Raw genomic sequence first — 18,013 nt, 5'->3', positions numbered from 1 at the left:
GAGATCAAGCGCTGGGATCAGCCCTTGACCTTGTTGGTCGGCAGCTTGCAGCCGCCGCCGATGCCCTTGGCCTGAGCGCAGGAGAGGAACTCCTTGGCCGCCGGCTTGGCGACGCCCGTCGGATAGCCCAGCACCCAGCCCGGCAGACCGTCCGAGCAGGCGACTTCGACGAAGCCTTCGTTGTCGGTCGAGCCCATGACGCGGACGTCGGAGACCTTGCACGAGGCCTTGTTGAAGCCGACCAGATCCTGGCTCAGGCGGGCGTACTGCGTGTCCTTCTTGGTGAAGGAGCAACGGTAGCCGTTGAGCTCGGCCGTCAGGCAGTCGAACACCGTGCCGCCGCCGGTGGCGGCGAACACGGCGATGGCGCCGACTTCACTGCCCTTGCACTTCAGCTCGACGACTTCCTTCTTCGGATCGGCGCTCGGCAGCATGCCGTACTTCTCGACGTCGCAGGGGAAGCCGGCCTTGGCCGACAGCTTGCTGTAGAAGCCAGCCTGCTCGGTCTGAGCGGCGACGGCGTCGGTCATGGTGCAGCCGCCGCCGACGAAGCCGGCCTGGGCGCAGGGGATCGACTTGACGAAGGCGTTGGTGGCCATCGCCTGCTGATACATGTAGCCCTTGCCGTCCTGGCAGGAGACTTCGAAATAGTTGTCGTTCTTGGTGCTGAGGACGTAACGGCGGTCCTTGATCACGCAGTTGTTGGCCGCGGCCGTGTTCAGCGTGTCGACCAGCTGCAGCTGGGTCTGACGGTTGGTCAGCTTGCAGCTGACGTTACCGCCCTCTTCGTACAGCAGGCAGCTGTTGGCGACGACTTCGCCGTTCAGGTTCATCGGGTTCGTCGTCTGGACGATGTAGCCGGCGCCGCCCTTACAGGCGACCTCGAAGAACGAGTTCTTGGCGCCGGAGCCGATGGCGCGGGCGTTTTCCTGCTCGCAGGTCACGCCGGCCTTCTTGACGTAGGGGGCCAGTTGAGCGCCGGGGTTGGCGTTGCCCGGCAGCAGGCAGGCGAGGCCGCCGACCTTGCCGTCCGGACCCGGCTGGCTCGATTCCAGGCAGGAATACAGCTGCGGGGCGCCTTCCTTCTTGGCGATGACCGCGAAGCCCATGCCTTCGTTACAGGCGACTTCGTAGTACTTGTCGCCAGCCTTCTTGTCCTCGCCCATGTAGCGGGCGTCGGAGACGGTGCAGCTCGCGCCGCTGGCCTGGATGACGGCCGGGGCGTCCTTCTTACCGATCTCGCGCGACTTGGCGTCGATGGCGGCGGGCTTGCTCTTCTCTTCCTTCGGCGCCGAAATGACAGCGGCCGGAATGAGAATGGCGACCGCGAGGGCGGCCGACAGGCCGATCGCGAAAGGCCTCATGGGTAACATCTCCTGGGTGGATTCCTCGCGCGGACATAAGCGCGTGCTTGTATCAGGGGTCAAGACACCGTCCGACCTGGGCGTGATGATGACTGGGTTTCAGGGCAAAAAATGGGTTGGATCAACGACAAGCGCCGGTTGAACGGGGCCTGAGGGAACGAAAATGCGCGACGGATTCGAAGACGAAGCAGCGGCCGAGACGCCGGAAGTCCGCAAGGCCGGGCGGCTGGTCTATCCGTTCGAAACCGCGCCGGAGGCCGGTTCGGGCGGCGCGGTCGAGGTCGCGCCGGGCGTGCTGTGGCTGCGCATGCCGCTGGGCGGCTCGCTGCAGTTCATCAATGTCTGGGCCATCGAGGATGGCGAGGGCTGGGCGATCGTCGACACCGGCGTCCAGACCCGCGAGACCAGCCAGGCCTGGCGCGACGCCTTCGCCGGCGCCCTGGGCGGCAAGCCGCTCACCCGGGTGATCGTCACCCACCTGCATCCCGACCATATCGGCCTGGCCGGCTGGATGACCCGCAAGTTCGACTGCCGGCTGTGGATGACCCGGCTGGAATATTTCCAGTGCCGGATGCTGGTCGCCGACACCGGCCGCGAGGCGCCCGAGGACGGGGTGAAGTTCTTCCAGGCCGCAGGCTGGGACGAGGACGCCATCGAGAACTACAAGGCCCGCTTCGGCGGCTTCGGCAAGGCGATCTACGCCCTGCCCGACAGCTATCGCCGGCTGTCCGACGGTGAGGACTTCGACATCGGCGGCAAGACCTGGCGGGTGGTGACGGGGCAGGGCCACTCGCCCGACCATGCCTGCCTGTGGTGCCCTGAACTCAATGTCCTGATCTCCGGAGACCAGGTGCTGCCGCGCATCTCGTCCAACGTCTCGGTGTTCCCGACCGAGCCGGACGCCGACCCCTTGAGCGACTGGCTGCGGTCGCTGGCCAAGGTCAAGGCGACGGTCCCCGACGACGTCATCGTCCTGCCCGCGCACAACGATCCGTTCGAGGGGCTGCACACTCGCATCGACGGCCTGATCTCGGGCCACGAACGGGGCCTGGCGCGGCTGGAGAAGAAGCTGGCCGAGCCCAAGCGGGTGGTCGACACCTTCGGCGCGCTGTTCGCGCGGCAGATCGGGCCGGACCTGCTGGGCATGGCGACCGGCGAGGCGCTGGCCCACCTCAACTGCCTGATCGGGCGCGGCAAGATCCGGCGCCAGGTCGATGGCGAGGGCGTGGCCTGGTACTCGGCTTTTTCTAGTCCCGACTAGAAACGGTCGTTTGACATTTCGCATACGAAACATAATCTGGGCGCATGTCCGTGCCCGCCGACCGTCGCCTCATCTTCCTGCTCAACGCCGGTCATCGGCGCGTGCAGCGCTGGATCGAGGGCAAGATGGCGGCCAAGGGCGGCCTGACCGCCGCCCAGTCGGGAGTGCTGTTCTATCTCGGCGAGCAGGACGGAGCGCTGATCGGCGAGGCCGCCGACGCCCTCGACCTGGCCCCGTCGGCCATGACCGGCCTGATCGACCGCATGACCCGCGCCGAGCTGGTCGAGCGCCAGGCCGATCCCAAGGATGGCCGCGCCATGCGCCTGCGCCTGACCGCCAAGGGCCGCGCCGCCCGCCAGGCCGCGAAAGCGGGCCTCGACGGCGTCAACGCCCACCTGACCGAAGGCTTCACGGACGAGGAGATCGGCGTCGTCGCGCGCTGGCTCGCCAGTCTGCAGACCAAGTTCCCCAAGGGAGATCAACAATGACCGATCACGTAAAGGTCGAGATCGACGCCGGCGTGATGACCCTCACCCTGGCGCGTCCGGAAAAGAAGAACGCCCTGTCCAACGCCATGTACGGCGTGCTGGCCGACAGCCTGGAGGCGGCCGAGGCGGATCCCGCCGTCCGCGTCGTGGTCATCCAGGCCGACGGCGACAGTTTCACGGCCGGCAACGACCTGCAGGACTTCGCGGCCCAGGCCACCGGCGCCTTCACCGGCGAGCGGCACGTGATCCGCTTCCTGAAGGCCCTGGCCAACGCCACCCGGCCGCTGGTCGCCGCCGTCCAGGGGCAGGCCGTGGGCGTGGGCACGACCATGCTGCTGCACTGCGACCTGGTGTTCGTGACCCCGGACGCGCGCCTGACCACGCCGTTCGTCAACCTGGCCCTGGTGCCCGAGGCCGCCTCCAGCTGGCTGCTGCCGGCCCGCATTGGCCACGCCCGCGCCTACGCCATGTTCGCCCTGGGCGAGGCGATTGACGGCGGCACCGCCGTGGCCTGGGGCATAGCCAACGGCTCGGCCGAGCTTGGCGACCTGCGGGCCCGCGCCCGCGCCGCCGCCGATCAACTGGCCAAGCGTCCGCTGGGGGCCCTGACCGTCACCAAGCGCCTGATGCGCGACGCCGAGAAGATCGCCGCCCTGATGGACACGGAGGGCGCCGAGTTCGCCGCGCGCCTGCAGACAGCCGAGGCCCGCGAAGCCTTCATGGCCTTCGCCGAACGAAGGGCTCCCGACTTCTCGAAGGTGGGCTAAGCTCCACCGACAACACTACGATCTGGGAGGATCAGATGGCGGAACGGATCACCTCGCCCTTCGGGGCGAAGTCGACGGCGCGCGAGGTCGTCGCGGGCCATGACCTGTCAGGCCGGGTGGCGATCGTCACCGGCGCGGCCACCGGCATCGGCGTCGAGACGGCGCGGGCCCTTGCCCTGGCGGGCGCGGAGGTGATCATCGCCGCCCGCAAGCCGGAGCTGGGCGAAGAGGTCGCCAACCAGATCAACGAAGAGGCGGGGCTGAAGCGCGTCAGCTTCGGCATGCTGGACCTTTCCAGTTTCGAGGCCATCCGCCACTTCGCCCATCGCTGGGGCGATCGCCGGCTGAACATCCTGATCAACAATGCCGGCGTCATGGCCTGCCCGCTGTCGCGCACGGCCGACGGGCTGGAGATGCAGATCGGCACGAACCACTTCGGCCATTTCCTGCTGTCGGCGCTGCTGGCGCCGAACCTGGTCGACGGCGCCGAGCACTCGGGCCACCGATCGCGACTGGTGTCGCTGTCCTCGATCGGCCACCGTCGCTCGCCGGTGCATTTCGAGGACCCGAACTACCAGACCCGGCCCTACGACAAGTGGGAGGCCTACGGCCAGGCCAAGACCGCCAACAGCCTGTTCGCGGTCGGCTTCGACAAGCGGTTCAAGGACCAGGGCGTCAACGCCAACGCCGTCATGCCGGGCGGCATCATGACCCCGCTGCAGCGGCACATGAGCCTGGACGAGCAGCGGGCCATGGGCTGGCTGGACGAGCACGACAAGCCGCGCGAGGGCTTCAAGAGCACCGAGCAGGGCGCGGCGACCAGCGTATGGGCCGCGGTCGGCGACGAGCTGGACGGCGTCGGCGGGCTCTATCTGGAGGACTGCAACCAGGCCGTCCCGTGGAGCCAGGAACACCCCTGGAACGGCGTCATGCCCCACGCCCTCGACCCTGACGCGGCCGACCGCCTGTGGGACCTGTCGGTCAAGACCACGGGCGCGGGCGCCTGATGGACGACCGGTCCATCCTGCGCCTGGCCGGGATCGCCACGATCGTCGGCGCGGTGATCGACATCGTCGCGCCGTTCGTCATCTATCCGCATCTGGTCGAGCCGCAGCCGCACCTCGTCTACGTGGCTATCGATCTGCTGCTGATGTTCGGCATGCTGGGCGTCTGGTCGGCGAGCCGACGCACGGCCAGCGTCCTGGGCCTGGTCGGTTTCGGGCTGGGCCTTTTGGGCGTGATGCTGGTGCGGACCTCGTCGGCCAAGATGTTCGGCGAGGCCTCGTACCTGATCGCTTCCAGCGTCTGGTCGGTCGGCATGGTGGTTTGGGCTCTCGATCTCCTACGGGCGAAAGCATTTCGCATCCCTGCCGGCCTGTGGATCGCCGCGCTCGTGATCGGCCTTGCCGGCTTGGCCTTGAAGGATCACGGTCCCGTCGCGCACGTGGCCAAGATGAGCTTCATTCTCGGTTTCGTCGTCGCCGGCGTCGACCTGATCAAAGCGCGTGGAGAACCCGCATGAGCCAGCCCAATTCGCTTCGGGGCAAGACCCTCTTCGTCACTGGCGCCTCGCGCGGCATCGGCCTGGCCATCGCCCTGCGCGCCGCGCGGGACGGGGCCAATATCGTCATCGCCGCCAAGACGGCCGAGGCGCATCCGAAACTGCCCGGCACCATCTACACGGCCGCCAAGGAAATCGAGGACGCCGGCGGCAAGGCCCTGCCGCTGGTGGTCGACGTGCGCGAGGAGGCCAATGTCCAGGAGGCGGTCGAGAAGGCCGTCGCCCAGTTCGGCGGGATCGACATCTGCGTGAACAACGCCTCGGCCATCTCGCTGACCGGCACGCTGTCGACCGACATGAAGCGCTACGACCTGATGCACCAGATCAATACGCGCGGCACGTTCGTCACCTCGAAGGCCTGCATCCCCTATCTGAAAAAGGCCGAGAACCCGCACGTCCTGATGCTGTCGCCGCCGCTGGACATGTCGCCGCGCTGGTTCGGCTCGCACGTGGCCTACACCATGGCCAAGTTCGGCATGTCGATGTGCGTGCTGGGCATGGCGGAGGAATTCAAGAGCGACGGCGTCGCCTTCAACGCCCTGTGGCCCCGCACCGGCATCGCCACCGCCGCCATCCAGTTCGCCCTGACCGGCGACGAGGGCCTCAAGCACTGTCGGACGGTCGAGATCATGGCCGACGCGGCCCATGCGATCTTCAGCAAGCCGTCGCGCGAGTTCTCGGGGAACTTCTTGATTGATGATAGTTTCCTGTACGGCGAGGGCGTCCGCGACTTCGACCAGTACAAGGTCGATCCGGCCGCGACCCTGATGCCGGACTTCTTCGTGCCGGAGAGCAGCGCGCCGCCGCCGGGCGTGAAGATCGGCTAGCGCTTCTTCTTAGTCCCCGCGGCCCGCGCCGCCACTTCGAGCGACTTGCGCGACCAGTCCAGCAGGATGTCCTGGTCGTCGAGCGCCTCGGCCGGCGCGGCCCAGTAGGCCATCGGCTTGCCCTCGCCGAACGGGTCGAAGGCGTGGGAGCCGGCGGCCTCGAACGCGACCTTTAGCGCGTCGTCGCCCTTGAGATAGAGGACGTCGTCGTCGATCAGCGCGAAGAACAGGCCGTTCGCGTAGACGCCGACTCCGCCGAACATCCGGCGCGCGGTGATCTGGCCCAGCGGGGCCAGTTGCTCCAGAACGAAGTCCCGATAGTCCGCAGAGACCGCCATGTCCGTTTCCATTCGCCCGGCCACGCCCGCCGACGCCGCCCTGATCCACCAGTTCATCCTCGATCTGGCGGACTATGAAAAGCTGCTCGACACGGTGGAGGCGACGCAGGCCGATACGGCCGCGGCTCTGTTCGGTCCCAAGGCCCGCGCCTTCGCGGACATCGCCGAGCTCGAGGGCCAGCCGGTCGGCTTCGCCCTGTGGTTCTACAACTACTCGACCTTCGTCGGCCGGCACGGGATCTATCTGGAGGATCTGTTCGTGCGGCCTTCCGCGCGCGGCTCCGGCGCGGGCAAGGCGCTGCTGGCGAACCTCGCCAAGCGCTGCGTCGACGAGGGGCTGGGCCGCCTGGAGTGGTCGGTGCTCGACTGGAACGCCCCGTCGATCGCTTTCTATGACAGCCTCGGCGCGGCCGCGATGGACGAATGGATCATCCGCCGGCTGACCGGCGACGGCATCCGAAAGCTGGCGGGCCTCTAGGTCCTATTCCAGTCGGTCGGCCTTGCGCAGGTCGGGGAACAGGAAGGCCCACACGGCGGTGACCGCCATGGCCCCGACGCCGCCGAACACCGCCGCGCCGATCGGTCCGAGCAGCCAGGCCATGGCCCCGCTCTCGACCTCGCCCAGCTCGTTGGAGGCGCTGATGAACACGCCCGAGACGGCGGCGACGCGGCCGCGCATGGCGTCCGGGGTGACGATCTGCACCAGGGTCTGGCGGACATAGACCGACAGCATGTCGGCCCCGCCCAGCACGGCCAGGGCCCCGACCGACAGCCACTCCAGCTTGGAGAGGCCGAACACCGCCGTGGCCAGGCCGAACACCGCCACGCCGGCGAACATGATCTTGCCGGCGTTGCGGCGGATCGGGTTGCTGGCCAGGTAGACGCCGACCAGCGAAGCGCCGATGGCGGGAGCCGCGCGCAGCAGGCCGAAACCGCCAGGGCCGATGTGCAGCACGTCCTTGGCGAACACCGGCAGCAGGGCCGTGGCCCCGCCCAGGATCACCGCGAACAGGTCCAGCGAGATCGAGCCGAAGACGATCTTGTTGTTCCAGACGTAGGACAGGCCTTCCTTGATCAGCTCCACGCGCGAGCCGGGCTGGGTTTCGGGCTGGGTGTTCTTGCGGATCGATAGGGCCAGCACGGCGGCGACCAGGTAGAAGACCAGCGAAGCGCCGAAGGCCAGGGCCGGCGAGTGGATCAGCAGCAGGCCACCCAGGGCCGGGCCCAGGATCGAGCCGCCCTGCCAGGACAGCGAGTTCCAGGCGATGGCGCGCGGCAGCAGGGGGCGCGGCACCAACATCGGCCCCATGGCGCTGCTGGCGGGCGAGAGAAAGGCGCGGCTGGCCCCGAACATCACCGAGACGGCGAAGATCGGCCACAGCGCATGCGAGCCCATCAGCGCCAGGATCAGCAGCACGCTGGCGCTGATCGCGTCCAGGCACAGGGTGGCGGCGACGATCAGCTTGCGGGTCCGTCGGTCGGCCGTCTCGCCGGCGATGAGGGTCAGCAGGAACAGCGGCACGAACTGGGCCAGGCCGATCATGCTGACCATGAAGGCCGACTCGCCCACCGAGTGGGTCAGGCGGGCGATGGCGTAGACCTGCCAGCCCAGGGCCACCGACTGGATCTGCACCCCCAGGGTGGAGACGAAGCGCGCCACCCAGAAGAGGAGGAAGTCACGCTCCCGCAACAGGGCGCGGGTAGAGGTGTCGGGAGCGGGCGGCGCGGAAGAGGCGGGGTCGGACATTGGGTCGCAACATAGGCCGCGCTTCGCGCACCGCAACGTTATTGACCTGAGAAAGGCTTGGCCCTACAGCGCGCGCATCTTCTGGAGGTTTCCGGGTATGCCCCGCCTGCGACGAATGACGCGCGAACGCGCCACGATCTGACGCCCTCCCGGTCGCGCCTTCGCGTCGGGAGCCCCCGACGCCCTTTCGCATTTCCCGAAGGCCGATGACCCCGACAACAGCCCAAAAGACCGTTCCTCCCGCGCTCGCCTATCCGCCGCTGGTCCATGAGACTCCGGCGATGGAGGCGGCCGTCACCCACCTGATCGACCGGGTGTTCGGCCCCGGCCGCTTCGCCAAGTCGTCCGAGCGTCTGCGCGAGGGCAACACCCTGCTGAGCGACTGCTCGTTCGTGGCGCTGCGCGACGGCGAGCCGGTCGGCTGCTGTCGCATGTGGCCGGTGACGATCGGCGGCGAGCCGGTCGCCTTCCTGGGGCCGCTGGCGGTGGATCCCGACGAGCGCAGCGCGGGCCTGGGCCAGGCCCTGGTCGAGAACGCCGTCGAGGCCGCCCGCGCCGCCGGCTGGCGCGCGGTGCTGCTGGTCGGCGATGGTCCCTATTTCGGCCGGGTCGGCTTCACCAACGTCCACACGGGCGGCGTCGTCATGCCCGGCCCGGTGGATCAGCGCCGCGTGCTGCTGCTGCCGCTGAAGGAAGCCGGGGACGAAGGACTCGCGGGTCTGGTCGCGATCGATCCGCGCGCTTGAGCCGCCACTCCTGCTTGAGTGGGATGGCCTATGGGCCTAACTGATCAGCGATGACCGACGCATCTCCCAAGACCGGGTTGGACGGCGTCGCCCAGGCCGCCCAAAACGCACAAGGGGGGGCCGCCGGCGCGCGCGGCCTGCCGCCGGTTCATCTGTGGCATCCCGAGCACTGCGGCGAGATCGACATCCGCATTCGCAAGGACGGGGTCTGGTTCCACGAGGGCTCGCCGATCGGCCGGGAGGCCCTGGTGCGGCTGTTCTCGACCGTGCTGCGGCTCGATCCGGACGGCTATCACCTGGTCACGCCCGTCGAGAAGATGAGGATCACGGTCGAGGACGCGCCGTTCATCGCCACGCGGGTCGACCGTGTCCAGAAAGACGATGGCGGCGAGGCGCTGGTCTTCCAGACCAATGTCGGCGACACGGTCGAGGCGGGGCCGGACAATGCGATCCGCGTCGAGATCGATCCGGTGACCGGCGAGCCGCGCCCCTATGTTCACGTCCGTCGCGGGCTGGAGGCCCTGATCGCCCGGCCGGTGTTCTACGAACTGGCCGAGATGGCGCGCGAGCAGGACGACGTCTGGGGCGTCGGCTCGAACGGCGCGTTCTTCCCGATCGCGCCGCCGGGAGCCGTCCCGGCATGGCGCACCCAGACATGACGCGGCCAGACATGACGCGGGAGGAGCGCCGCGCCTGGATCACCAGCCGTCTGCATCCGATCTCGGACTACGACCCCAGTCTCGCCAATCCGAAGAAGTCCGACTACGACCTCAATCCCGGCTTGAAGGTCGACAACCCGCACGCTCTGCGTCCGGCCGCCGTGCTGGTGGGGCTGATCGAGCACGAGGACGGGTTGACGGTCCTGCTGACCCGCCGGTCCGACACCCTGCGCAGCCACACCGGACAGATCGCCTTTCCCGGCGGTCGCTGCGATCCGGGCGAGACGCCCTGGCAGACGGCCCTGCGCGAGGCGCAGGAGGAAGTAAACCTCGATCCGGCCCTCGTGACCGTGGTAGGCTTGTTGCACGGCTACCAGACGGTGACCGGCTTCCACGTGACGCCGGTGGTCGGCTTCATCGATCCGAAGGCGACCTTCGTCGCCAGCCCCGAGGAAGTGGCCGACGTCTTCGAGACGCCGTTCGCCTTCCTGATGGACCCGGTCAACCACCAGCGCCAGTCGCGGGAGGCTCCGGACGGAGCGCGACGTCATTTCTATGCGATGCCCTGGAACGATCGGTTCATCTGGGGGGCGACGGCCGGAATGCTCCGGTCGTTGTACGAGGCGCTTTACGACGAAAGCGGACGGACACCCTCCGAATAGGGTGTTTCGCAGAGCGCGATAGCCGAAAGTGTGAGCGGTTTCGGCGGTTATCGCGCTCCAATGTTTGAACAGAGCCTGTTTATCCGTTTCGGATTTGTGCGGTCCGAAACGGACAGGCTCTGGCGAAGCCAGGGTCTCCTGGCCTAACAATGTCGCCCCGTTCAAGGGGCGATGACGCGTGCTGTGGGGAGTCAGGCGTTGAGCAGTGAATCGATCGGCCTCCAGCCGTGGATGGCGCTACCTGGAACAAGGGCGGTGTTCGCCGCCCTGGAGGCGCGCGGCTATCCCGGCTGCGCGCGCTTCGTCGGCGGCTGCGTTCGCAACGCGGTGATGGGCAAGCCCATCGACGATATCGACATCGCCACCACCCTGACGCCGGACCTGATCATCGACGCCCTGGAGCAGGCCGGCCTGCGCGCCATTCCGACCGGCGTCGACCACGGCACGATCACGGCGCTGTCGGGCGGCCGGCCCTATGAGATCACAACCCTGCGCAAGGACGTCTCGACCGACGGCCGCCGGGCGGTGGTGGCCTTCACCCAGGACTGGGGCCAGGACGCCGAGCGCCGCGACTTCCGCTTCAACGCCCTGTACGCGGATCTGGAGGGACGGCTCTACGACCCGACCGGCGAGGGGATCAAGGACGCTCACGAAGGCCGGGTGGTGTTCGTCGGCGATCCGATGACCCGCATCCGCGAGGACTATCTGCGCATCCTGCGCTTCTTCCGGTTCCAGGCCTGGTACGGCAAGGGCGACGCCGACCAGAAGGCCCTGGCCGCCTGCAAGGCGCTGAAGGGCATGGTCTCCGGCCGCGCCGCCGAGCGCACTCAGAAGGAACTGATGAAGATGCTGGCCGCGGAGGATCCGCGCCCGGCTCTGCGCCTGATGGCGGCGACCAGCGTGCTGTCGTCGATCCTGCCGCAGGTGAAGTCCCTGGCCCGCTTCGAGGCCCTGGTCGCCATCGAGACCGAGCAACTGTTCGAGAACGACCCGGACCTGCGTCTGGCGGCGCTGATCCCGGACGATCCCAAGCAGGCCGCCGACCTGGCCGAGCGACTGCGCCTGCCCAACAATGTCCGCGACCGGATCGTCGACGCGGTTGGCAAGAGTCCGCGCATCGTCTCGTGGATGAGCCCGCGTGAAGCGCGCCGCGCCGTCTACGGCCTGGGCGTGCGGGCGTTCAGCGACCGGATCAAGCTGGCCTGGGCCGGCTCGGGCCGTGACTCGACCGCCCCGCAGTGGCGGGCCCTGCTGGCCCTGGCCGAGACCTGGAACCCGCCGGCCTTCCCGCTGTCGGGCGAGGAGGTCATGCAGGCCGGCGTGCCAAAAGGGCCGATGGTTGGCGAGGTGATGCGCGAAATCGAAATCTGGTGGATCGACCAGGACTTTATCGAGGACAAGTTCAGCGCCATCGAGCGGCTGAAGGCGGTCGCGCAGGGTATGGTTTACTAGAGCCTGTCCCGTTTGGATGGAACCATCTAAACGGGATAAACAGGCTCTAGAATCAAATATTTAGAGCCCTTTTGAACGCTTTAGATGATTCCATCTAAAGCTAAAGGGCTCTAGGAGGGGTGTCTTGAAGATCGGCCTGCTCGAGACCGGCAATCCGCCAGGCGACCTCGCGGAGACCCACGGCAGCTATTCGGCGATGTTCGAGGCGCTGCTGGGGCCGGAGCACAGCTACCGCGTCTATGACGTCCAGAAGGGCGAGCTGCCCGAGGATCCGGGCGAGAACGACGCCTATGTCATCACCGGCTCGGCGGCCGGAGTCTATGACCCGTTGCCGTGGATCGAGCCGCTCAAAGCGTTCCTCGTCCAGGCCAAGGGCGAGCAGCCGATGGTCGGGGTGTGCTTCGGCCACCAGATCATGGCCGAAGCGTTCGGCGGCAAGGTCATCAAGTCCGACAAGGGCTGGGGTGTGGGCCTACAGGCCTACGCGGTCGAGGCGCAGGAACCGTGGATGGACGATGCCCACCACGTCGCCGTGCCGGGCTCGCACCAGGACCAGGTCGTCGCGCTGCCTCCTGGCGCGCGGGTGCTGGCCGGCAGCGCGTTCACGCCCTACGGGATTCTGACGTACGACGACGCCAAGGCGATCTCGATGCAGGTCCACCCCGAGTTCTCGCCGGACTACGCCAAGGCGCTGATCGAGACGCGGCGCGGCGCGCGGCTCACCGACGAGCAGGCCGACGCGGCGATCGCCAGCCTTTCGGCCGACAACGACCGCGCGCGGATGGCCGAATGGATCGGCGCATTCCTGAAGCAGGAAACCCGAGGCTAAGCAGGCGCGTTCCTCCCGCGGTGAAATCCGGGAGGTCCGTCCATGCGTATCGCTACCGTCGTGATCCTGGCCGGAGCCCTGGCCGCCGCCGGCGCGGTCGTCGCCAGCGTCCAGGCCGCGCCTGAGGCGAAATCGGCGGGGCAAGCGCCCGTGGCGCTGAAGACCGCCGCCAGCTTCCAGTCGATCAAGGATCCGGCCGCGCGGTCGATCGCCCTGTTCCAGGAGGCCGGCAAGGTGATCCAGAGTCCGCGCTGCCTGAACTGCCACCCGGTCCAGCGCGCGCCGACGCAAGGCGACAACCTGCATCCGCACAATCCGCCGATGATCGCTGGCGACAGCGGCCATGGCCCGGCGGGCATGCCGTGCTTCTCGTGTCATACCCAGGCCAACGTCCCGACCTGGGGCGCGGATATCAAAAGCATCCCCGGCGATCCGAAGTGGGCCCTGGCCCCCGCCGAGATGGCCTGGCAAGGCAAGTCGCTGGGCCAGATCTGCGCCCAGATCAAGAACCCCTCGACCAATGGCGGCAAGTCGATGGCCGAGCTGCACCACCACATGGCGGAGGATCACCTGGTCGGTTGGGCCTGGAACCCGGGCGCGGGCCGCGTCCCGGCCCCAGGCACGCAGGCGCGGTTCGGCGAGCTGATCAAGGCGTGGATCGACACCGGCGCCAAATGCCCTAAGGCCGCCTGATACTTTCCAGATAGGCGGTGAACATGTCGGCCATGGCGTCGGCGTGGGCCGTGATCTCGGCGTCCGTCCTGGGCGTCTCGGAGAAAGCCTTGGCGACCTCCTTGAGCGTCAGGGTGATCAGGTCGCCGGCCTGGACGCGGACGTCTTCGTCCGTGTCCGGCAGCACCTCGCGCATGAAGTCGCGGATGGTGTCCGTGCCCGACACCCTCGCCGCCTGGGCCTCGGGGGCGTCGCGATAGAGCGGCGCGGCGTCGTTGAGCGCCGTGCGCATCGCGGCTTCCTCGCATTCGGATCGGACGAAGGCGTGGACCAGGGCGCGCAGACGCTCCAGGGGCGGCCGCGCGTGGTCCTCCAGGATGGTGCGCAGCAGGTCGGTCGTCTGGCGCCATTCGTCGCTTTGCAGCCGGAACAGGATCGCGGCCTTGTTCGGGAAGTACTGATAGACCGAGCCGACGCTGACTCCTGCCTTGTCGGCGACCCGGGCGGTGGTGAAACGCGCCGCGCCCTCCTTGGCCAGAACCTGAACAGCCGCCTCCAGGATCGCCGACACCAGCTCGGTCGAACGGGCCTGCTTGGGCTGCTTTCGTGAGGAAATCCGGGGGCTTGGGTGGTCGTTCATTGGAGCGTCCAGCAACGCGAATAGGAAACCTGACGAATTAGTCGCATTTCTGAGGTCGGCGCAACTCCGCGCTTTTTGGAGACCTCCATGAACACCCTGATCAAGCTTGGACCGCTGCTGGGCCGCCTGTTCGACCTGAGCGACACCGCGCGCCCCGTCTTCTCCGGCGTGCCCGCCGCAGAGCGCGAGCGGCTGATGCGCAGCAAGACCGAATATCTGGAGCTCTACGGCGCCCTGAAGGAATTCCCGCTGGCGGTGTCGCGCGACACCGGCGCGCTGCTCTACATGCTGGCGCGATCGATCGGCGCGAAGACGATCGTCGAGTTCGGGACCTCGTTCGGCGTCTCGACCCTGCACCTGGCCGCGGCCCTGCGCGACAATTGGGGGAATGGGGGCGGCGGTCGCCTGATCACCACCGAGTTCGAGCCGTTCAAGGCCGAGCGCGCCCAGGAGCACTTGGTGGCCGGCGGCCTGCTGGACCTAGTCGAGATCCGCCTGGGCGACGCGCTGCGGACCTTGGCCGTCGACCTGCCCGAGACCATCGACCTCGTCCTGCTGGACGGCGCCAAGGCGCTTTATCCGGAGATCCTGGCCCTACTGGAAAGCCGCCTGCGGCCGGGCGCGTTGATCATCGCCGACAACGCCGACTATGCGCCGGAATATCTCGCGCGCGTTCGTTCGACCGAGGCCGGCTACCTGTCCGTGCCGTTCGGCGAGGATGTCGAGCTGTCGATGCGGCTCTGAACGGGCCACAGCAGCACGATCGCCGTCAGGGCGAGGTGCGCCCCGGCCGAGAGCCAGGGCGACCCGTCCGGACGGGCCGCGTCGATGGTGACCGCGCCATCGAGCAAGGTGTTGGTCAGGTTCCAGCCCCAGTGCAGACCGACGGCGGCCCAGAGGCTCTTCCAGCGCCAGGCCGCGGCCGCATAGGCCAGGCCGAAGCAGAAGATCCGCATCCAGGCCAACGGCCCGTCGCCCAGCCGGTAGATGTGATTCAGCAGATAGATGGCGCTGCTGGCCAGGACGAAGGCCGAGCCGGTCCAGGCGACGCCCGAGGCCTTCAGCCAGAAGCCTCGGGTCAGGATGTCCTCGGTGATCGAGGCGACGAAGGTCGACACGGCCGCGCCGGCGACCATGCCGATCCAGAAGATCGGTGTGTGCGAGGCGGGTGGCGAACCGAAGACGAAGGTTCCGTTCGCCAGGCCCCAGAAGACCGCGGCGAGTCGCGCCAGGGCGGCCAGTAGAATGCCGACCAGCACCAGCCGCGCCCAACCCGGCTTGAGGTCGAGAGCATAGGCGTCATAGCCGCGATGACCCAGCAGCCAGCGCCCAACCGGCCAGGCCGCCAGCAGGGCGGCGATCATCAGCACGGCCTGGAGAGCGGGGCTGTGCAGCCAGAGCATGCCTACGCCCTCGGCCGACTGGTAGAGGGCGAACAGGATGACGAAGGCCGCGATCCGGCGACCGGCCGACACTGTCCCTAAGGCCATTTCACCGCCGGCGGCATCGAGCTCAGGATCGATTCCACGTTCCCCCCCGTCTTCAGACCGAACATGGTGCCACGGTCGTAGAGCAGGTTGAACTCGACATAGCGGCCGCGCTGGACCAGTTGCTGCTCGCGCTCGTCGGCGCTCCAGGCCTCGCCCATCCGGCGACGGACCAGGTCCGGATAGATCTCCAGGAACGCACGGCCGACATCCTGGGTGAATTCAAAGTCCTTGGACCAACTGCCGCTGTCGTGGTGGTCGTAGAAGATGCCGCCGATGCCGCGCGGTTCGTTGCGATGCGGCAGGAAGAAGTACTCGTCGCACCAGGCCTTGTACTTGGCGTACCAGTCCGGATCGTGCTTGTCGCAGGCCCGCTGGTAGGCGGCGTGGAAGTCGATGGCGTCGGGGAAGTCCTGCTGGCGCTGATAGTCGAGCAGGGGTGTGAGATCCCCGCCGCCGCCGAACCAGCTCTTGGTCGTGGCGATGAAGCGGGTGTTCATGTGCACGGCCGGCACCCGCGGATTGGTCATGTGCGCGATCAGGCTGATGCCGGTGGCGAAGAACCGAGGATCGTCCGCCGCGCCGGGCATGTTTTTCGCCATCTCGGGCGTGAAGGTCCCGTGCACCGTCGAGACGTGGACGCCGACCTTCTCGAACAGACGGCCGTGCATCATGCCCATGACGCCGCCGCCGCCGGCCGGGCGGTCCCAGGGTTTCTTCTCGAAGCGGCCGGGCGCGCCGGGATAGAGATCGGCCGGGGCCTCGTCCTCCAGGCGTTCGAATTCCGTGCAGATCTGGTCGCGCAGGCTTTCGAACCAGGCGCGGGCCTTGGCCTTCTTGTCGTCGAGGGAGAGGTCGGTGCTCATGCCTGCCGATTAAGCCTACCCGCGTCCGCGTGCAAATAGATCGCCGCGCCTGAGGGGAAACCAAAGGGCGGTATTCGACAAGAACGAGGCGGCGACCCCATATAGATCAAGGTTTCCGCGCCTTCCGGAGTTCGTCATGCCCGTCGCCAAATCCGCCGCCAAGTCCCCGGATGTCTGGATCGCCTCGGGCGTCCGCACCCCGTTCGCCAAGGTCGACGGGCCGCTGGCTTCCTACGACGCGATCGAACTCTCCGTGCCGGTCGTGAAGGCCATGCTGGCGAAAGGCGCGCGGCCGGACTTCGCGGTCTGGGGCACGGTCATTCCGAACCTGACCTGGAGCAACCTGGCGCGCGAGGTGCTGCTGGACGCCGGAGCCGACCCGACCATTCCGGCCTTCTCGACCATCATGGCCTGCTCGACCAGCATGATCGGCGCGATCGAGGCGGCCGGCATGATCGACGGGCGCGGCCGCGACCTCGCCCTGGTCGGCGGCGTCGAGAGCATGAGCCGGGTGCAGATCGGCCTGTCGGTCGCGCTGTCGGACTGGATCCGCAAGTTCCAGGGCGCCAAGACGGGCCAGCAGCGACTGGCGGCCCTGGGCGCGCTGAACCTGAAGGACGTGAAGCTGTTCATCCCCAAGGTGGCCAACCGGGTCACGGGGTTGTCCATGGGCGAGCACACCGAGATCACCGCCAAGGAATGGAACCTGTCGCGCGCCGACCAGGACGCCCACGCCCTGGCCAGCCACCAGGGCGCGGTGAAGGGCTGGGAGGATGGCTTCTTCGACGACCTGGTCATTCCGATCGGCGGCGCCAAGCGCGACACCATCCCCCGCAAGGACTCGACGCTGGAGAAGCTGGCCAAGCTGGGTCCGGCCTTCGACAAGACCAGCGGCAAGGGCACGCTGACGGCCGGCAACTCCTCGCCGCTCACCGATGGCGCGGCGGCGATCTGGGTCGGCTCGGAGGCGGGCATGGCGCGCCTGCCGGGTGAGACGCCGAAGGTGAGAATCGTCGACTACGAGGTCACCTCGATCGACCTGCGCCACGAGGGCCTGCTGATGGCGCCCGCCTATGGCGTGCCGCGCATGCTGGCCCGCAACGGCATGACCTATGCCGATGTCGGGTTGTGGGAGATCCACGAGGCCTTCGCCGCCCAGGTGCTGTCGCACATCGCGGCCTGGGAAAGCGCCAAGTTCCTGACTGAGAAGGCCGGCGTCACAGCGCCGATGGGCGCGTTCCCGCGCGAGCGCATGAACCCGTTCGGCGGCTCGCTGGCGCTGGGTCACCCGTTCGGGGCGACCGGAGCGCGGATCCTCAGTCAGGCGGTGAAGGAGCTGGCCGCCCGTCCGAAGGGCGAGCGCGCCATCGTCAGCATCTGCGCCGACGGCGGCCAGGGCACGATGATGCTGCTGGAGAGCGCTTAGGTTCGAGGAGCCGAAACCTCGTCCTTCGACAAGCTCAGGATGAGGTTTCTACTGCGTCGTTTGATGTAGTCCTCACCCTGAGCTTGTTGAAGGGCGAGGGCGTATCCTAGGTCAGGGCCGTGAAGATCAGGGCCACGACGGCGACGTCGAAGATGCGGATGGCGACGGACAGCATTTGAAGACCCGTGGGCGATGAATTCACCAACGATTAAGCAAGACTG

General features: G+C 67.8%; 24 protein-coding genes. 17 read left to right on the top strand and 7 right to left on the bottom strand.

The window, feature by feature from the left end:
- Positions 1-17: 17 nt before the first annotated feature.
- Positions 18-1,373, bottom strand: a complete 1,356-nt coding sequence (locus AC1RJ9_RS13325) for a hypothetical protein (protein WP_492837372.1) — start codon at positions 1,371-1,373, stop codon at positions 18-20.
- Between the two features lie 154 nt (positions 1,374-1,527).
- Between AC1RJ9_RS13325 and AC1RJ9_RS13320 the strand changes: the two genes are divergently transcribed.
- From AC1RJ9_RS13320 to AC1RJ9_RS13295, 6 genes are read left to right on the top strand one after another with little or no spacing between them, the layout of a single operon-like run.
- A complete protein-coding gene (locus AC1RJ9_RS13320; RefSeq protein WP_492837371.1) occupies positions 1,528-2,625 on the top strand; it encodes an MBL fold metallo-hydrolase in 1,098 nt (365 codons plus the stop codon).
- Positions 2,626-2,669: 44 nt separating this feature from the next.
- Positions 2,670-3,113: a MarR family winged helix-turn-helix transcriptional regulator gene (locus AC1RJ9_RS13315; protein ID WP_492837370.1), complete on the top strand. Its 444-nt coding sequence runs from the start codon at positions 2,670-2,672 to the stop codon at positions 3,111-3,113.
- Entirely contained in the window at positions 3,110-3,880 is a 771-nt protein-coding gene (locus AC1RJ9_RS13310; protein ID WP_492837369.1) for an enoyl-CoA hydratase-related protein, read from the top strand. Before AC1RJ9_RS13315 ends, AC1RJ9_RS13310 begins: the two co-directional genes overlap by 4 nt.
- Before the next feature lie 35 nt (positions 3,881-3,915).
- Complete coding sequence (locus tag AC1RJ9_RS13305; protein WP_492837368.1) at positions 3,916-4,887, top strand: SDR family NAD(P)-dependent oxidoreductase; 972 nt, start codon at positions 3,916-3,918, stop codon at positions 4,885-4,887.
- On the top strand, positions 4,887-5,402 hold the full coding sequence (locus tag AC1RJ9_RS13300) for a hypothetical protein (protein WP_492837367.1): 516 nt from the start codon (positions 4,887-4,889) through the stop codon (positions 5,400-5,402). Before AC1RJ9_RS13305 ends, AC1RJ9_RS13300 begins: the two co-directional genes overlap by 1 nt.
- On the top strand, positions 5,399-6,268 hold the full coding sequence (locus AC1RJ9_RS13295; protein WP_492837366.1) for an SDR family oxidoreductase: 870 nt from the start codon (positions 5,399-5,401) through the stop codon (positions 6,266-6,268). The genes AC1RJ9_RS13300 and AC1RJ9_RS13295 overlap by 4 nt, the downstream gene beginning before the upstream one ends.
- On the opposite strand, the gene AC1RJ9_RS13290 is transcribed toward AC1RJ9_RS13295, so the two are convergent.
- Positions 6,265-6,618 carry a TfoX/Sxy family protein gene (locus AC1RJ9_RS13290; RefSeq protein WP_492837365.1) on the bottom strand — a complete coding sequence of 118 codons (354 nt, stop codon included), beginning with the start codon at positions 6,616-6,618 and terminating at the stop codon, positions 6,265-6,267. The two genes, AC1RJ9_RS13295 and AC1RJ9_RS13290, sit on opposite strands and share 4 nt — an antisense overlap.
- Here AC1RJ9_RS13290 and AC1RJ9_RS13285 point away from each other — a divergent pair.
- The gene (locus tag AC1RJ9_RS13285) at positions 6,605-7,084 is read left to right on the top strand and encodes a GNAT family N-acetyltransferase (protein WP_492837364.1); all 480 of its coding nucleotides are present in this window, start codon (positions 6,605-6,607) and stop codon (positions 7,082-7,084) included. The genes AC1RJ9_RS13290 and AC1RJ9_RS13285 overlap by 14 nt on opposite strands.
- A 3-nt stretch (positions 7,085-7,087) precedes the next feature.
- Here AC1RJ9_RS13285 and AC1RJ9_RS13280 read toward each other — a convergent pair whose 3' ends face one another.
- The gene (locus AC1RJ9_RS13280; protein WP_492837363.1) at positions 7,088-8,353 is read right to left on the bottom strand and encodes an MFS transporter; all 1,266 of its coding nucleotides are present in this window, start codon (positions 8,351-8,353) and stop codon (positions 7,088-7,090) included.
- Positions 8,354-8,450: 97 nt separating this feature from the next.
- Between AC1RJ9_RS13280 and AC1RJ9_RS13275 the strand changes: the two genes are divergently transcribed.
- From AC1RJ9_RS13275 to AC1RJ9_RS13245, 7 genes are all read left to right on the top strand, one after another.
- Positions 8,451-8,495, top strand: a complete 45-nt coding sequence (locus tag AC1RJ9_RS13275) for a hypothetical protein (RefSeq protein WP_199170699.1) — start codon at positions 8,451-8,453, stop codon at positions 8,493-8,495.
- 64 nt (positions 8,496-8,559) lie between these two features.
- On the top strand, positions 8,560-9,099 hold the full coding sequence (locus AC1RJ9_RS13270) for a GNAT family N-acetyltransferase (protein ID WP_492837362.1): 540 nt from the start codon (positions 8,560-8,562) through the stop codon (positions 9,097-9,099).
- 50 nt (positions 9,100-9,149) lie between these two features.
- On the top strand, positions 9,150-9,758 hold the full coding sequence (locus AC1RJ9_RS13265) for a DUF1285 domain-containing protein (protein WP_492837361.1): 609 nt from the start codon (positions 9,150-9,152) through the stop codon (positions 9,756-9,758).
- A gap of 11 nt (positions 9,759-9,769) precedes the next feature.
- Positions 9,770-10,420, top strand: coding sequence for a CoA pyrophosphatase (locus tag AC1RJ9_RS13260; protein ID WP_492837573.1), 651 nt, complete (start codon positions 9,770-9,772; stop codon positions 10,418-10,420).
- Between the two features lie 198 nt (positions 10,421-10,618).
- Positions 10,619-11,872 carry a CCA tRNA nucleotidyltransferase gene (locus AC1RJ9_RS13255; RefSeq protein WP_492837360.1) on the top strand — a complete coding sequence of 418 codons (1,254 nt, stop codon included), beginning with the start codon at positions 10,619-10,621 and terminating at the stop codon, positions 11,870-11,872.
- Positions 11,873-11,996: 124 nt separating this feature from the next.
- Positions 11,997-12,701: a glutamine amidotransferase-related protein gene (locus tag AC1RJ9_RS13250; RefSeq protein WP_492837359.1), complete on the top strand. Its 705-nt coding sequence runs from the start codon at positions 11,997-11,999 to the stop codon at positions 12,699-12,701.
- A 42-nt stretch (positions 12,702-12,743) separates the two neighbouring features.
- The gene (locus AC1RJ9_RS13245; protein WP_492837357.1) at positions 12,744-13,394 is read left to right on the top strand and encodes an Isoquinoline 1-oxidoreductase subunit; all 651 of its coding nucleotides are present in this window, start codon (positions 12,744-12,746) and stop codon (positions 13,392-13,394) included.
- Here the strand turns inward: AC1RJ9_RS13245 and AC1RJ9_RS13240 are convergent.
- Positions 13,381-14,013, bottom strand: coding sequence for a TetR/AcrR family transcriptional regulator (locus tag AC1RJ9_RS13240; protein ID WP_492837356.1), 633 nt, complete (start codon positions 14,011-14,013; stop codon positions 13,381-13,383). The two genes, AC1RJ9_RS13245 and AC1RJ9_RS13240, sit on opposite strands and share 14 nt — an antisense overlap.
- An 87-nt stretch (positions 14,014-14,100) precedes the next feature.
- Between AC1RJ9_RS13240 and AC1RJ9_RS13235 the strand changes: the two genes are divergently transcribed.
- On the top strand, positions 14,101-14,757 hold the full coding sequence (locus AC1RJ9_RS13235; protein ID WP_492837355.1) for an O-methyltransferase: 657 nt from the start codon (positions 14,101-14,103) through the stop codon (positions 14,755-14,757).
- On the opposite strand, the gene AC1RJ9_RS13230 is transcribed toward AC1RJ9_RS13235, so the two are convergent.
- Both AC1RJ9_RS13230 and hemF read right to left on the bottom strand, forming a co-directional pair.
- Positions 14,706-15,503 carry a CPBP family intramembrane glutamic endopeptidase gene (locus AC1RJ9_RS13230; protein WP_492837354.1) on the bottom strand — a complete coding sequence of 266 codons (798 nt, stop codon included), beginning with the start codon at positions 15,501-15,503 and terminating at the stop codon, positions 14,706-14,708. The two genes, AC1RJ9_RS13235 and AC1RJ9_RS13230, sit on opposite strands and share 52 nt — an antisense overlap.
- Complete coding sequence (hemF, locus tag AC1RJ9_RS13225; RefSeq protein WP_492837572.1) at positions 15,494-16,306, bottom strand: oxygen-dependent coproporphyrinogen oxidase; 813 nt, start codon at positions 16,304-16,306, stop codon at positions 15,494-15,496. Before hemF ends, AC1RJ9_RS13230 begins: the two co-directional genes overlap by 10 nt.
- Between hemF and AC1RJ9_RS13220 the strand changes: the two genes are divergently transcribed.
- Together AC1RJ9_RS13220 and AC1RJ9_RS13215 are read left to right on the top strand one after the other, a co-directional pair.
- Complete coding sequence (locus AC1RJ9_RS13220; RefSeq protein WP_492837353.1) at positions 16,287-16,379, top strand: hypothetical protein; 93 nt, start codon at positions 16,287-16,289, stop codon at positions 16,377-16,379. The two genes, hemF and AC1RJ9_RS13220, sit on opposite strands and share 20 nt — an antisense overlap.
- Before the next feature lie 123 nt (positions 16,380-16,502).
- Positions 16,503-17,792, top strand: a complete 1,290-nt coding sequence (locus AC1RJ9_RS13215; RefSeq protein ID WP_492837352.1) for an acetyl-CoA C-acyltransferase — start codon at positions 16,503-16,505, stop codon at positions 17,790-17,792.
- 106 nt (positions 17,793-17,898) lie between these two features.
- On the opposite strand, the gene AC1RJ9_RS13210 is transcribed toward AC1RJ9_RS13215, so the two are convergent.
- Positions 17,899-17,964, bottom strand: coding sequence for a hypothetical protein (locus AC1RJ9_RS13210; RefSeq protein WP_125155815.1), 66 nt, complete (start codon positions 17,962-17,964; stop codon positions 17,899-17,901).
- Positions 17,965-18,013 lie beyond the last annotated feature (49 nt).

This window comes from Caulobacter sp. GW822-FHT07D08, assembly GCF_058798735.1.
This window is presented reverse-complemented; position numbering and strand designations above follow the sequence as displayed.